14 protein-coding genes are annotated in these 12605 nt (G+C 41.1%); 11 read left to right on the forward strand and 3 right to left on the reverse strand.

Annotated elements, in window-relative coordinates:
• Window positions 1-300 precede the first annotated feature (300 nt).
• Complete coding sequence (rmf, locus tag HC733_RS07530; protein WP_190364442.1) at window positions 301-471, forward strand: ribosome modulation factor; 171 nt, start codon at window positions 301-303, stop codon at window positions 469-471.
• A gap of 60 nt (window positions 472-531) precedes the next feature.
• Here rmf and fabA read toward each other — a convergent pair whose 3' ends face one another.
• Window positions 532-1047, reverse strand: a complete 516-nt coding sequence (gene fabA, locus HC733_RS07535; RefSeq protein ID WP_171624262.1) for a 3-hydroxyacyl-[acyl-carrier-protein] dehydratase FabA — start codon at window positions 1045-1047, stop codon at window positions 532-534.
• Window positions 1048-1242: 195 nt separating this feature from the next.
• Here fabA and HC733_RS07540 point away from each other — a divergent pair, with 195 nt between their 5' ends.
• The 6 genes from HC733_RS07540 (at window position 1243) to HC733_RS07565 (ending at window position 6437) form a co-directional block, all read left to right on the forward strand.
• Window positions 1243-2100 carry a 6-carboxytetrahydropterin synthase gene (locus HC733_RS07540; protein WP_190364443.1) on the forward strand — a complete coding sequence of 286 codons (858 nt, stop codon included), beginning with the start codon at window positions 1243-1245 and terminating at the stop codon, window positions 2098-2100.
• A gap of 13 nt (window positions 2101-2113) precedes the next feature.
• Window positions 2114-2932 (forward strand): M23 family metallopeptidase, encoded by an 819-nt coding sequence (locus HC733_RS07545; protein WP_190364496.1) that lies wholly within the window; start codon window positions 2114-2116, stop codon window positions 2930-2932.
• A complete protein-coding gene (locus tag HC733_RS07550; protein WP_190364444.1) occupies window positions 2929-3360 on the forward strand; it encodes an acyl-CoA thioesterase in 432 nt (143 codons plus the stop codon). Before HC733_RS07545 ends, HC733_RS07550 begins: the two co-directional genes overlap by 4 nt.
• 246 nt (window positions 3361-3606) lie before the next feature.
• Window positions 3607-4029, forward strand: a complete 423-nt coding sequence (locus HC733_RS07555; protein ID WP_190364445.1) for a hypothetical protein — start codon at window positions 3607-3609, stop codon at window positions 4027-4029.
• Entirely contained in the window at window positions 4026-5501 is a 1476-nt protein-coding gene (locus HC733_RS07560) for an LruC domain-containing protein (RefSeq protein WP_190364446.1), read from the forward strand. Before HC733_RS07555 ends, HC733_RS07560 begins: the two co-directional genes overlap by 4 nt.
• 24 nt (window positions 5502-5525) lie before the next feature.
• Entirely contained in the window at window positions 5526-6437 is a 912-nt protein-coding gene (locus HC733_RS07565; protein ID WP_190364447.1) for an endonuclease/exonuclease/phosphatase family protein, read from the forward strand.
• Here the strand turns inward: HC733_RS07565 and HC733_RS07570 are convergent.
• Both HC733_RS07570 and HC733_RS07575 read right to left on the reverse strand, forming a co-directional pair.
• The gene (locus HC733_RS07570) at window positions 6411-6821 is read right to left on the reverse strand and encodes a response regulator (protein ID WP_190364448.1); all 411 of its coding nucleotides are present in this window, start codon (window positions 6819-6821) and stop codon (window positions 6411-6413) included. The two genes, HC733_RS07565 and HC733_RS07570, sit on opposite strands and share 27 nt — an antisense overlap.
• Window position 6822: 1 nt before the next feature.
• A complete protein-coding gene (locus HC733_RS07575; RefSeq protein WP_190364449.1) occupies window positions 6823-7752 on the reverse strand; it encodes a glycosyltransferase family 2 protein in 930 nt (309 codons plus the stop codon).
• 214 nt (window positions 7753-7966) lie between these two features.
• Between HC733_RS07575 and HC733_RS07580 the strand changes: the two genes are divergently transcribed.
• From HC733_RS07580 to HC733_RS07595, 4 genes are read left to right on the forward strand one after another with little or no spacing between them, the layout of a single operon-like run.
• Window positions 7967-9118, forward strand: coding sequence for a glycosyltransferase (locus HC733_RS07580; RefSeq protein WP_190364450.1), 1152 nt, complete (start codon window positions 7967-7969; stop codon window positions 9116-9118).
• A gap of 10 nt (window positions 9119-9128) precedes the next feature.
• Entirely contained in the window at window positions 9129-10547 is a 1419-nt protein-coding gene (locus HC733_RS07585) for a lipopolysaccharide biosynthesis protein (RefSeq protein ID WP_190364451.1), read from the forward strand.
• Window positions 10540-11904: an O-antigen ligase family protein gene (locus HC733_RS07590; protein WP_190364452.1), complete on the forward strand. Its 1365-nt coding sequence runs from the start codon at window positions 10540-10542 to the stop codon at window positions 11902-11904. Before HC733_RS07585 ends, HC733_RS07590 begins: the two co-directional genes overlap by 8 nt.
• Window positions 11895-12602: an acyltransferase gene (locus HC733_RS07595; protein WP_190364453.1), complete on the forward strand. Its 708-nt coding sequence runs from the start codon at window positions 11895-11897 to the stop codon at window positions 12600-12602. The genes HC733_RS07590 and HC733_RS07595 overlap by 10 nt, the downstream gene beginning before the upstream one ends.
• The last annotated feature ends 3 nt before the right edge of the window (window positions 12603-12605 follow it).

Below are 12605 nucleotides of genomic sequence, written 5' to 3' on the forward strand. Positions count from 1 at the left end.
CTGCTCTATTCCAGTGCTATCGCTGCTATGCTTTTTTATAAAAGTAGATAGCGGTTCAAAGATGTACTGGTTGTTCTCAATTACTCAATAACGCGTGATGTGCGCAAGATACACATCAGTTAAAAAACAATTTCTGTGTTATCAAGGGAGTGAACTTAAAGCTCCATTGTTGGTCACAAATTTAGTGCCAATCGGTTTGATAATTACAGGTTTATTAACTAATTATTAAATGTTGATGATGATCGTAATTATACCGATTACGTCCACAACATCGTTGAAAAAAAGGTGAGGGTTTTACCTATGAAGAGACAGAAAAGAGATCGCTTAGAAAGAGCACATTCACAAGGATTTAAAGCGGGGCTAGCAGGTAGATCAAAAGAGTTATGTCCATATCAACAAATTGAGCCAAGATCAGAATGGCTGGGTGGATGGCGCGAAGCGATTGAAAATCGTAATACCTTTAAAACTTAACAACAAACCGTATTAGAGACAACAAAGCCCCTTTTCGGGGCTTTGTTGTTTTAGACGTTATTAAAACGCGCTTGTATCTTGGAATAGGCCAACTTTTAGGTCTTTCGCTTCGTAGATAACACGGCCATCTACTTCAACAGTGCCATCTGCCATACCCATGAATAGCTTACGTTTGATAACACGCTTCATATCAATTCGGTATGTTACTTTTTTAGCAGTAGGAAGAATTTGACCAGTGAATTTAACTTCACCAACGCCTAGTGCACGACCAAGACCAGGACCGCCAGACCAGCCTAAGAAAAAGCCTACAAGCTGCCACATAGCATCTAAGCCCAAGCAACCAGGCATTACTGGGTCACCTTTAAAATGGCAATCAAAGAACCAAAGACTTGGGTCAATATCAAGTTCAGCGATGATATGACCTTTGCCAAATTCGCCACCGTTGTCGTTTATTTCAATGATGCGGTCCATCATTAGCATGTTATCACTTGGTAGGCGGCAATTACCTTCGCCAAACATTTCACCACGACCACATATGATTAATTCTTCTTTTGTATAGCTATTTTTTGGTTCCATAGTTCACAATCTTTGCTAAAAATTTCCGAGATACTTTAGCGTACAGATGTACGCTAAACAACTCTGAACAGTTAATATTTGTACTTTTGTAAGAATAATTCTCATTAAAATTGAATTCTCCTACGCTTATAGGGCGATCTTTGTCTTAAAAAACTTTATAATAACCCCAGTATTAAACTAATTTACCGGAAGTTTATGATCCTTTTTGTAGATGCACTGACAGTCATTGATTTTTCTTTCCTTTGTAACAAACGTGGCGCGGTTGGCGAAAGTTGGATAGTCGATATGACTTTACATGGTCAGCTTAACGATGAATCAATGGTTTTGGACTTCGCTTTAGTTAAAAAGCAAATCAAGCGCATCATTGATGACACAATAGATCATAAATTAGCAGTCGCAAAAGGCTTTAATGGCGATGTTAAGATTGAAAATGGCAGAGTTGAGTTGGACTGCCAATTTGGGGATGCACATCATCTGGCGATGAGTGCGCCTGAGCAAGCCTTATGCCTTATTGAAGGTGAAGAAGTGACTGAGCAAACCGTTATCGCGTTTTTAAAGTCGGTTATCATGCCCAACATGCCAAGTAATGTAAAAGACATAGGTATTGAGCTGCGACCAGAACCAAGCGACAGTTTTTATTATCACTACAGTCATGGTTTGAAAAAACACGACGGCAATTGTCAGCGCATAATTCATGGTCATCGTTCGCAAATCGGCGTGTTTGTAGATGGTATGAAGCATCCAAGGCTACAAAAAGAATGGGCGAGCAAATGGCAAGATATTTACCTTGGTACGCAAGAAGATATTATCCAGCCGTCTGAGCTTAAATTTGTCACCTCCAAAGAAGGTGATATCTGCTTTGCATATGAATCGACTCAGGGCTACTTTGAACTCGCCATTAGCCAAAACCGCTGTGATATCTTACCTTGTGATACTACTGTGGAATGCATTGCTGAGTATCTTGCTGAGCAAATCAAACACCAAATGCCAGATAACGCAATCACCGTTAAAGCATACGAAGGCGTTGGCAAGGGGGCTATAGCACATGCTTAAAAAGAGCGTGGTGATGTTGGGTGGATTGCTTTGCTCACTGCATCTTGCAATACAAGCTCAAGCACTTGAGCTAAAAGGGCACCTAACTCAAGGCGGCATGGTGATTGGTAAACTCGACAACGCTACCAAAGTGAGCTTTAACGGCAAGCCTCTCAAACTGACACCTAGCGGCGAGTTTGTATTTGGCTTTGGTAGAGATGCACAGACTACACATGTGTTAACTTGGTTTGATAATAAACAAGTCAAGCACGAAAAAGAAATCGTGATCAGCCAGCGTGAATTTAAAATCGATAAAATCACTGGGGTTGAAAAGAAATATGTAACACCCCCAAAATCAGTGCTTGAAAGGATCCGTGCTGAAGCAAAAGCGGTTCGCGAAGCGCGTGCGATTGAATCAGATCTAGAATATTTTAAACAACCAGTATTAAGGCCTGCACCAGGGCGTATTTCTGGTGTGTATGGCAGTCAGCGGTTTTTTAATGGTAAGCCAAGAAATCCTCACTATGGCCTTGATATAGCGAACAAAACGGGAACTCCAGTTTTGGCACCATTACCTGGCGTAGTGACATTTGCAGATCCCGACTTGTATTACAGCGGCGGGACTGTGATTGTCGACCATGGTTACGGTATAAGCTCCACCTATATTCATTTAAATAAACTGTATGTTGAAGTAGGCGATAAGCTCCATACAGGTCACCATTTTGCAGATATCGGAGCAACGGGCAGGGTAACCGGTCCACATTTAGATTGGCGCTTTAATTGGTATAATGAGCGACTTGATCCACAATTATTAATGCAAGATACATTGGCGAGTAAAAGTAGTAACAAATGACACAGATAGATAAAGACGCAATTATTGCAAAACGTATTGAAGATTCAGTAACATCGATCACTAAAACAGTATTTCCAGGTAGAACAAATCATCACAACACCTTATTTGGTGGTGATGCTTTAGCTTGGATGGATGAAGCTGCTTTTATCGCTGCAACCCGATTTTGTCGAAAACCTTTGGTAACAATTTCATCCGATAGAGTTGATTTTAAAGAGGCAATTCCTGCTGGCACTTTTGCTGAACTTGTATCTCGCGTTGTTCACGTAGGTAATACAAGTTTAAAAGTTGAAGTTGAGATCTACTTAGAACGAATGCACAAAGATGACAAGCACTTAGCAATCTCTGGTAGCTTTACCTTTGTAGCTGTTGATGATAATCACAGACCTACACCGGTTATATGTGAGAAAATGTTGTCGGGTTTTCGCTAAATTTTTTATAGAGCCACTACATGTGGCTTAATAAACAACAACACGAGAACACATCATACAAAAGGTTTGAAAATCACGCAGAGCATCAGCGGGGTATTTAGTAGATTTTCAACAAGCGACAGCTTATGTATTCATTGTGCGTTGCAAATTGCAACTGATATAGAATGTTGTTTATTAAAATCAATAGCTTAGTTATGGCCCAAAACTTGATGAACTCACTACATCTACAGTTAAATGGGGTGAGTCATGAAATACTACTTTGTCATATCATGCTGCTTTATAGTGGTTGGATGCGGTGGCTCTTCACAAGAGCAAACCAATCAAGTCAATACACAACCGCAAAATAGTGTGCAACAGATAACACAGCAAACAGCCCAGCCAACGACACCAACGTCGACGCTGCTTATCGATAATCTAGCCGATGATAAATTTCAATTTTCACAGTTTAGTGACCACACACTTGTAATCGATCCACAAAGCTATGGATTTAGTGCCGACACTGTTTTCGTGAAAGTATATACCGAGGATGGCAATACATTGTTCTTAGGTAAGATCAGTGGAGTGCTCAACCTCAATCTATATTTAGAAAACATCAAGTCGAAAGTAATCATCGATATGTTTTCTATTGTCTCTGGCGACCCTCAGATAACTCAGGAGATTAATTTATGAGACGCTTTATTTATGCTATGTACATTATGTGTTGCTTTGAGTTATTAGCAATCGAGTCGGTAAAGTTAAAAAATACTATTCGTCAGGGGGCCGGAGAAATTGATTTGCTCGTTGCACATATTGCCGATAAAAGCCCAACAGTAGGCGACCTGGAGTGGTTTAGGCAAGATAACAGTGGTCATTTGGTATTTGCCATTGATGTTAATGAGGCAGCCAGTGGAAGCGAAAAAGCCCAGTCGCAAGCCGTAACGATAAAAAATGCCTATGTTACGGTTGTTACTCCAAGCGGAACAAAGCAGTACAGCGAATTTTTTACGCCAACAAGCACTGTAGTTGCATCTGATAATGATACCCAACGAACTTTACATTATACCGTAATAGGCGACAGCGGCTCTTCAAGGATAACTGGCAGCACTGATAGTGATATTTATGGTTCATCTTTTGATGGCACTTTATCAATCTCTGTTCCTGATGATATTTCTAATGCTATCAGCGCGTCATTAACGGTTGAGTTTTTACAGACCAACACGTCGCTTGGCGATCCTGAAGCTTTTTACGATTTTAGCGGCGGTTATGAAGATGTTGCTATATTGAGTTATAAAGACAAGGTGTATTTAGAAGAAACCGCACCGGGTGTTAGTGAAGCTCCTTTGGTCGTTGCCAACAGCGAAGTGATAGTCACGCCAGACGCTTGGTTTTACTATCCAAGCAATGGTTCATTTTTTGTTGTGAGCTACGAGGACAGCTACCCTCAACGAGGTGATTACGACTTTAACGACTTAGTAGTTGGCTATAGAGTAGGGTTTGGGATACGAGATAATCAGGTAATTTCGCTCACCGCAACGGGTTATATGATTGCTCGTGGGGCATCATATACCCATGATTGGTATTTACATATACCGTTTAGCACATCGGTATCTGCAATTGCGACTATCAATATTTACCAACCCGGTTCCTCTGTACAAATTTCTGGCTATCCTAAGTCAACACGGTTATCCAACGCTGCAGAAATGCTGGTTTTTAAAGATTCAAAAAGCCTAATGTCTATTCCAGGATTTGAATTTGCCAACACTCTACAGGACGCGCCGATTATACAAGGAAGCAAGTTCACAGTCGTTATGCACTTTGATACGCCCATACCCATGGCGAGTATACCCAATGCCCCTTATGATCCGTATTTATATACCGAAGTAACTGGGCAAGAGATACACCTTCCCGGTAATGGCACTCGGCTTAGTTTCTCGGCTAACAGTGGCAACGTAGACACGCAGTACAAAGACTCGCAAGGTTATCCTTATGCGCTTGTTTTTCCTGAAGACTGGCTCCCTCCAATAGAACACGTAGATTTAGGTGATGCATACGTTAAGTTTTTATCGTATAGCAGAGGGGATGGCAGTGGCGACACAAGTTGGTATTTAAGCCCGAATGCTGAAAAAACCAAGAATATTGGTCAGGCGTTTTGGAAATGGTAACAGTATTGAAAAGCGAGTATTAATTTGAAATACACACCGATTGCTGTTTATGGCTTATTTTTAAGCGCAGCATTTTTTAGCTCGCGGTTGGGGTATTTGGGCGATCTCATCGCGAGCTTTCGTTATCAATGGTTAATGTTGTCATTATTACCCGCGCTACTTGTCTTTTTTTATCATCGCCACTTAGGAGCAATGCTTTTTATCACAAGCTTTACTCTTATAGCCGTTCATTTAAACTGGTTCTCAGATTTGACTGTTGCAGCTAAAGGCTCGGCTAAGTTGTCGGTAAGGCAAATAAATCTAAGTTATTACAATCCTCATATTGTCGAGCAAATGTCGCATCTGGCTTTACAAAATTGGGATGTGTTGATAGTGCAAGAATTTAACGATAATAACAAAGCGCTGTTTGAGACAATAAAGCCTAAATTTTATAGATTTGGCTCAGATGATCGTGTTGGTTTTCCTATGGGGCTTGGCGTCATTTCTCGTTATCCATTGTTAAGTAGCAAGGTGGTGTACGCCTACACACAACGCGTTGGATACATTGAGTTAGACCTGTTAGTTACTGATAAAATCATTAAATTGTTTGCAATTCATCCCCCATCTCCGAGAAGTTATAAAGACTGGAAGTTAAGAAACGAATTACTACAGACGATTCATGTGCTAACACAAAAGCTGGATGGTTTTTGGTTTATAAGTGGCGACTTTAACACAGTACCTTGGTCCGATTATTTTCATTATTCTAGGAAATCTTTATGCTCTAATGCGTTAGCAAATTACCAAACTTGGCAACATTTGAAGGGCTTCCCTTTGATGTTGACAGGGTTACCCATAGATAACTGTGTTGTAAGTCAAAATATGGCTGTCAGCGGACTAAAAATTGAAGAGTTTGTTGGTAGTGACCATCACCTACTTAGCTACGACGTTAGCTTTTAGTTCGTTAAGTTCATTTTTCAAAGCGCAATTTTCCAACAACAGCGCAACGACAGATTCTAACTCAAAGTTATCCCATGGTTTAGACACAATGATGTGCGCTATATCATTACGTAGTGCATCTCGACATTCATCAATATCGGTATATCCGCTTATTAGCATTCTTCCAGAATTAGGGAAGTACGCTGCGAATTCTTTTAGTACTGTAAAACCATCCAAATGTGGCATTTTTATGTCTGATAATATCAGGTCATAATGGCAGTGCTCAAAACTCTCAACTGCTTTAAGTGGATCGCTGTACAAAGTTAAGTCGTAGCGTCTGGCAAAAAGTCGATTTAACGCTCTAAGTACTGGCTCTTCATCATCAACAATAAGTATTTTGTACATGTTATGTCCTTGCAGTTACAAGTTGTTTTAGGTCGTGTATTAAATGCTTAGCGTTGCGTTTATGTGGATTTAAACTAAACGCACAAACGGCGTAAAAAAGAGCACTAAACTTTTTGCCTTGTTCACGTTGATACTCACCGTGGCATTCACTCATTCTGGCTGTTGTTTTTATCTTGGTTTTTAAACTGACGGGATTTTTAGCGTATACACGCGCAATGATGTCTTGCATTGCTTCAATGCGACGAGTTCTGTTAGCCGTGATTGAATCTGAACGCATTAAATATCCCATGGCACACCGATAAGTGTATGCAACATTTCCAATAGAAGCGAGATTTAACCAGCAGTCCCAATCGCTTGCGCTTTTAAGTGAAGGATTAAAGCTGTTTACTCTTTTTATCGCATCGCTGCTAACCATCACTGAAGAAGTGCCAATTACGTTAGCACACAGCAATAAATCTAGCGGGTTTTCTAGAAGCATATAATCTGTTGAGTCTTTAAGTTGCGACTGATAGAACTCAGGCCAATAGGAAAAACAATCTATTATTGGCTGATATTGCTCAGTCACATGCATGTAATTGGTAAAGCTTAAAACACATTCACGGTGAGCCTTCATATAGCTGAGTTGATCTTTTAGTTTGTCGTCAATCCAATAGTCATCGGCGTCCAAAAAAGCGATGTAGGGCGCACGAGCAAGCCCTATGGCTCGGTTTCTCGCTGCAACTACACCAGATCTATGCTGTTTTATTAAAACGAGATTGGAAAGCGTTTTTTGTGCAAGTTCTAACCATTCGATACTGCCATCATCAGAGCCGTCATCAACGACGATAATTTCAGTAATAACACCTCGTTGCTTTAAAATGCTGGCAAATGCAATGGGGAGGTATTGCTTACAGTTAAAATTGGGAATGACCACGCTTACATCATATTTCATAACTAGGTTCTCCAAAAAAGATCTATCACTAGCTACGCAATAAAAGCGCCAATCAAAAAACACGGTTTTTAGCCCACTTTGGGGGGATATTTATAATTTGCGTTGCAATATGCAAATATTGCGTGCGAATTTGCTAATTTGAACTGTAAATCAGCGGTATTTGAGCAGGTATGATAATTGCCCTTACTAACTAATATCGTTAGGAGTGCATATTATGAAACATATCGCTATTTTGGTTCCCAGTTTTCCAATCGCGTCTGAAACATTTGTGATAACGGAGATTAATGCGCTGGTATCTACTGGTCACAAAGTTACAGTATTAGCCTTTAATACTCATCGCTTTACCTCGAATTTAGCTGCAAGCGTTGAAGTATTTTCCATTGCAAAACCAAAGCTAAGTGACTTCCTCAAACCTCACGCGATAAGCACTCGGCTGTTCAAAGCGCTATGTACTGCGGCAAAATTTAAGTCTATTTCAACGCGCTCATTAATAGGTTATGGCGCTGCTTTAGCAAATCTTATCAAAGAGCTTAAAGTTGACCACTTACACTGCCACTTTATGCATGGGCCTTTAGCCTACGGTATTGTAGGCGCGCGGCTTGCTGGCGTTACTGTGTCCTCAATTGGGCACGGTCATGATGTGTATGTGAACGGCGCAGACATAAAACAAAAACTCGATGAGTGCGATTTTGTTGTGGCGGTGTGCAAAGATATGAAATCGCAATTTGAACGACTTACAAATACGCAAACCAAGTTGCTGCACTGCGGTGTAAATTTAAACATATTCTCCCATAAAGTTAAGGCCTTAAACTCAGAGATAAAACTCATTTTTATTGGCCGCTTGGTGGAAAAAAAGGGCCTGCAGTTTTTGTTTCCCGCCATTAAACGTCTGCAAAGACATGCCTATATATCACTCGATATAGTCGGTGATGGGCCTATGTTTGAAGTGCTAGAAACCTTGAGTTACGAGCTTGGGATCAACCGCCAAGTTCGCTTTATTGGTCGAAAATCACCGCAATGGATAGCCGACAATTGCCGTAAATATACTGCATTAGTGGCGCCATTTTGTGTTGCTAGCAACGGCGATAGAGATACAGGTCCATTAGTATTAAAAGAAGCGATGGCCTGCGGCATCCCAGTGCTATCAACAAAGCTCATGGGGGTAACAGAAATTGTTACAGACAAAGTGGGCATGCTCTGTGAACCCGGCGATGAAGATGCTCTATTTGAGATGTTGAAAGCATTTTGCCAACTCAGTCCTTATGTTCGTTATGTTATGGGCATCAATGCAAACAAACTTGTGTCACGCTACTTCAACGCACAGTTGCAAGCTAAAAAGCTCTCTAGCTGGGTTCAAACACTATAGGTGGTGCGTTATGAGTGGCCTAAAGCAAATAGCATATTATGGGATAGCCGTCTTAGTTCTCAAAGGGCTTGGTTTTTTAATGATGCCAATAGTTACAAGGGTGCTAAGCCAGCAAGAGTATGGTTATTTAAATTTTTTAGTAACGGTGTGCGCAGCGTGTTCACTGCTTCTAAGCCTTGGCCTACCCGAATTAATTTTTAAACACAAAAGTACTAATAAACAGGAAGTTGCTTCGTTGGTTAGAGACTGTGCTTTGGTGAGTATTACCTGTTGTTCATTACTCACTTTAGGTACTGTTATGTTCGCAAGCGAGATAGTTGCCATGCTGCCTGCTGAAGTGCAAAAACTAGACTTGTATCTTTTACTCGTCAATTTGTATTGCTCGGCAATGTTGGCGATTCCCTATAGCTATTGGCGAGTACAGGGTAATGCAAAAGCCTACTGTGTTATTGCTCTTTTGCATGGCGTTGCGCAAAGTAGCTTAACGCTGCTGTTTTTATACGGTGGTTTAGGTGTAACGGGGGTTATGTTATCTGGCGCGATTTGCTGCGCGGTCACGATGTTTATAGCCTTTGCAAAGATACGGTTTGCATTGCTTTTGAGCCTTAAAACTTATCCGCTGGTCATTAAAAAAGCTGATCTGTATTTCCTGTTATCTATTGTGTTCTCAAGTATCTGTTTATACGCGTGTAATGGTGCTGAAAACTGGTTTATTGTATCAAGCTCAGATACACAAACGTTGGCTATTTATTTTGTGGCTGCACAGTTTGCCCTGATGACATCTTTTGCGTTTGAGCCAATAAGAATGTGGTGGTTTGCTAAACGTTTCGAAAAACTTGCCTACGACAAAAAGCAATACGGTTATGAAACTATCCGCAGCTTAAATCTAGCTATCCTCATCAGCATGGTCATGCTGATTTTTAGCGAGCAATTAATCGCAATTTTACTTCCTAGTAGTTACTCACAAAGCGCCACGTGGGTTACGTTGTTAATCGTTGTTGTGGTTTTGCGCCATCATGCGGACCTTTTGAACATAGGTTGCTATACCCAGCGTAATGCTCAGCTTGTGGTAGTGATTAACGCGGTATCGGCGTTGATAATGCTGGGTATGATGTCGGTGCTTGTGCCTAAATACTTAATGATGGGTGCTGTATTGTCTTTAGTTATCGTGCATGGTCTTAGAGCGTTAGCATTTTATTTCCTAAGCCAAATGCTTGAACCAGTTCCTTATAAACTAACTCATATTCTCGGTGCATGGATATGTATGATTACGCTGCTTGGTACTGGCTATATAAGTAGCGAATTTATCACTGCCAAACGACTGCTCATTTTGCTGTTGTTTGTGGCACATCTAACTTATCTCTACCGTAACGATGTCATGGGTATCGTAAAGCGTGTAGCAATTGCTTGGGAGCATCGCTATGCGTGATTTAATCTATCAAAATCGGCTTTTCCTAAGTGGCTTGGGTATTGCGCTAATCGTACTTGCGGTATACCAAGGGGCTGGAATATTAGCCGCGTTTGCACTAGTTATTCTGCCATTTGCAGCATTTAGTGCCATTCGTGTCAGTATTGCATTTATTATTCTGTTCATTTTGTTTAGTTACTTTCGTTTGCACGAGGCATTCCCAGTGCTGATGCCGTTCAAAATTCCTAAGCTACTCGCGGTCGCTTCGATATTTGGGATCGTTTGGCACCTGTTTATTTCTTTACGGTTAAAACCACATTGGAATTCTTGCCATGTGCTTTTTGCGGTGCTGTTTTTTTGGCTTACCGTGTGTGTATTTATGGCAAGTAATAGGGCCGTTGCGATGGAATATTGGAGCGGTGTGCTTACCAAGGTGTTTATTATGGTATTTGCAATCAGTTGGTGGATGACCAGTGCTAAGCACTTTAGTGTTGTGCGTATTGGCATCATGCTATCCGGTACCCTGATTGCGCTTGTTGCCATAAACAACAAGGCAAATGGTATTGGCCTTGTTGAAGGCACACGAGTCACCATATCCCGCGAATTACGATCGCAACTTGGTGATCCTAACGATCTGTCATTAGTGCTGATGTTTCCAGTATCTTTTCTCGCTGCTGAGCTTTTTGATCAAGGTAATAACAAATGGCGAAGGCTCGCTGCGGCAATCGGCTTAATGCTCGTAATTAGTGGTGTTATTGCTACTCAAAGTAGGGGAGGTTTACTGGGCATAGCGGCTGTTATGAGCTTTTTTATTTACCAAAGAGTAAAAAATCCCATCATTGTTGGTGCGATAGGCCTTGTTGGTATGCTGGCTATGATGCTCTTTGCGGGCATATCAGACAGACAAAGTGGTGGTGCTTCGGAAGAGGGCGTTGATGCATCGGCTATGGGTAGGATCTATGCCTGGCAAGCTGCAATAAATATGGCTTTGAGTAATCCATTGACGGGTGTCGGAGTTAACAACTTCTTTGTAAATTATTATTTTTACAGCCCTCATTGGGATGGCAAGAATCATGCAGTTCATAGTACCTGGTTTCAAGTATTGGGCGAAACTGGGTTTGTTGGGCTGTTGGTATTTATCATGTTGATCGTTGGGATCTTTAGAAGTTTGGCACGAATAGAGCGTCTAAACGCACTTAATAAAGACAATCAACTTATTGTAAATAGTATGGCGTTAAAAGCTGGAATGATTGGTTTTATGGTGTCTGGCACGTTTTTAACGCAAGCATTCACATGGCCTTTATACATTATTTTATCGCTGACGATCGCATTAGAAAAGCTGTCAGCTGATAAAGCGAAGGGGGAGTTATGTACATAGCAATCAAAAAATGGCTAAAAACCAGCGAGAGTCCTTGGGCCTGTAAATTATTCAAATTTGCAAAACAAATTCGCAATCCGCAATGCATTGTTGTTCCAATGTTGCACAGTGGTATTTACAGCTTGCATCGTTTTATAGCCATGTTTATATCCCAAATGCTGCGAGTTTTTTACTTCACCCCAGTATTTAAAAGCCAAGTAAAAGGGTCAAAAAACAATTTGTGTTTGTACAGTGGAATGCCGCAAATATTAGGTGATTTGACTATTACGTTAGGTGATGATGTGCGGTTATCAGGTATAAGTACATTTTGTGGGCGCAGCTGTGCAGCAACTCGTCCACAATTGATCATAGGTAATAATGTTGATATTGGCTGGCAAAATGCGTTTTCAGTAGGCACCAAAATTGTGCTTGAAGACAATGTGCGTTTAGCGGGGAGAATTTTTTTAGCTGGATTTGCAGGTCACCCGATAGATTGCACAGCACGCGCTCAAGGCTTACCTGATGAAGATTATCAAGCGGATGATATTGTTATTAAGCAAGGGGCATGGCTTGGTACGGGTGTAACTGTATTAGCTGGTGTAACAATCGGCGAGGGAGCAATCATTGGTGCCGGTGCAGTGGTAACAAAAGATGTACCGCCTTATTGTATCGCCGCAGGCAATCCAGCCAAAGTGGTAAAACGTATGAGTGAGGAATAAGTT

Origin of the sequence: Pseudoalteromonas sp. S16_S37, assembly GCF_014694405.1 — a bacterium.
In the GTDB taxonomy this organism is placed as follows: domain Bacteria; phylum Pseudomonadota; class Gammaproteobacteria; order Enterobacterales; family Alteromonadaceae; genus Pseudoalteromonas.

What these genes read in the sequence shown, in the direction of transcription:
- rmf (WP_190364442.1), top strand. Translation starts at nt 301, where the DNA reads ATGAAGAGACAGAAAAGAGATCGCTTAGAAAGAGCACATTCACAAGGA.
- fabA (WP_171624262.1), bottom strand. Translation starts at nt 1,047, where the DNA reads ATGGAACCAAAAAATAGCTATACAAAAGAAGAATTAATCATATGTGGT.
- HC733_RS07540 (WP_190364443.1), top strand. Translation starts at nt 1,243, where the DNA reads ATGATCCTTTTTGTAGATGCACTGACAGTCATTGATTTTTCTTTCCTT.
- HC733_RS07545 (WP_190364496.1), top strand. Translation starts at nt 2,114, where the DNA reads ATGTTGGGTGGATTGCTTTGCTCACTGCATCTTGCAATACAAGCTCAA.
- HC733_RS07550 (WP_190364444.1), top strand. Translation starts at nt 2,929, where the DNA reads ATGACACAGATAGATAAAGACGCAATTATTGCAAAACGTATTGAAGAT.
- HC733_RS07555 (WP_190364445.1), top strand. Translation starts at nt 3,607, where the DNA reads ATGAAATACTACTTTGTCATATCATGCTGCTTTATAGTGGTTGGATGC.
- HC733_RS07560 (WP_190364446.1), top strand. Translation starts at nt 4,026, where the DNA reads ATGAGACGCTTTATTTATGCTATGTACATTATGTGTTGCTTTGAGTTA.
- HC733_RS07570 (WP_190364448.1), bottom strand. Translation starts at nt 6,821, where the DNA reads ATGTACAAAATACTTATTGTTGATGATGAAGAGCCAGTACTTAGAGCG.
- HC733_RS07575 (WP_190364449.1), bottom strand. Translation starts at nt 7,752, where the DNA reads ATGAAATATGATGTAAGCGTGGTCATTCCCAATTTTAACTGTAAGCAA.
- HC733_RS07580 (WP_190364450.1), top strand. Translation starts at nt 7,967, where the DNA reads ATGAAACATATCGCTATTTTGGTTCCCAGTTTTCCAATCGCGTCTGAA.
- HC733_RS07585 (WP_190364451.1), top strand. Translation starts at nt 9,129, where the DNA reads ATGAGTGGCCTAAAGCAAATAGCATATTATGGGATAGCCGTCTTAGTT.
- HC733_RS07590 (WP_190364452.1), top strand. Translation starts at nt 10,540, where the DNA reads ATGCGTGATTTAATCTATCAAAATCGGCTTTTCCTAAGTGGCTTGGGT.
- HC733_RS07595 (WP_190364453.1), top strand. Translation starts at nt 11,895, where the DNA reads ATGTACATAGCAATCAAAAAATGGCTAAAAACCAGCGAGAGTCCTTGG.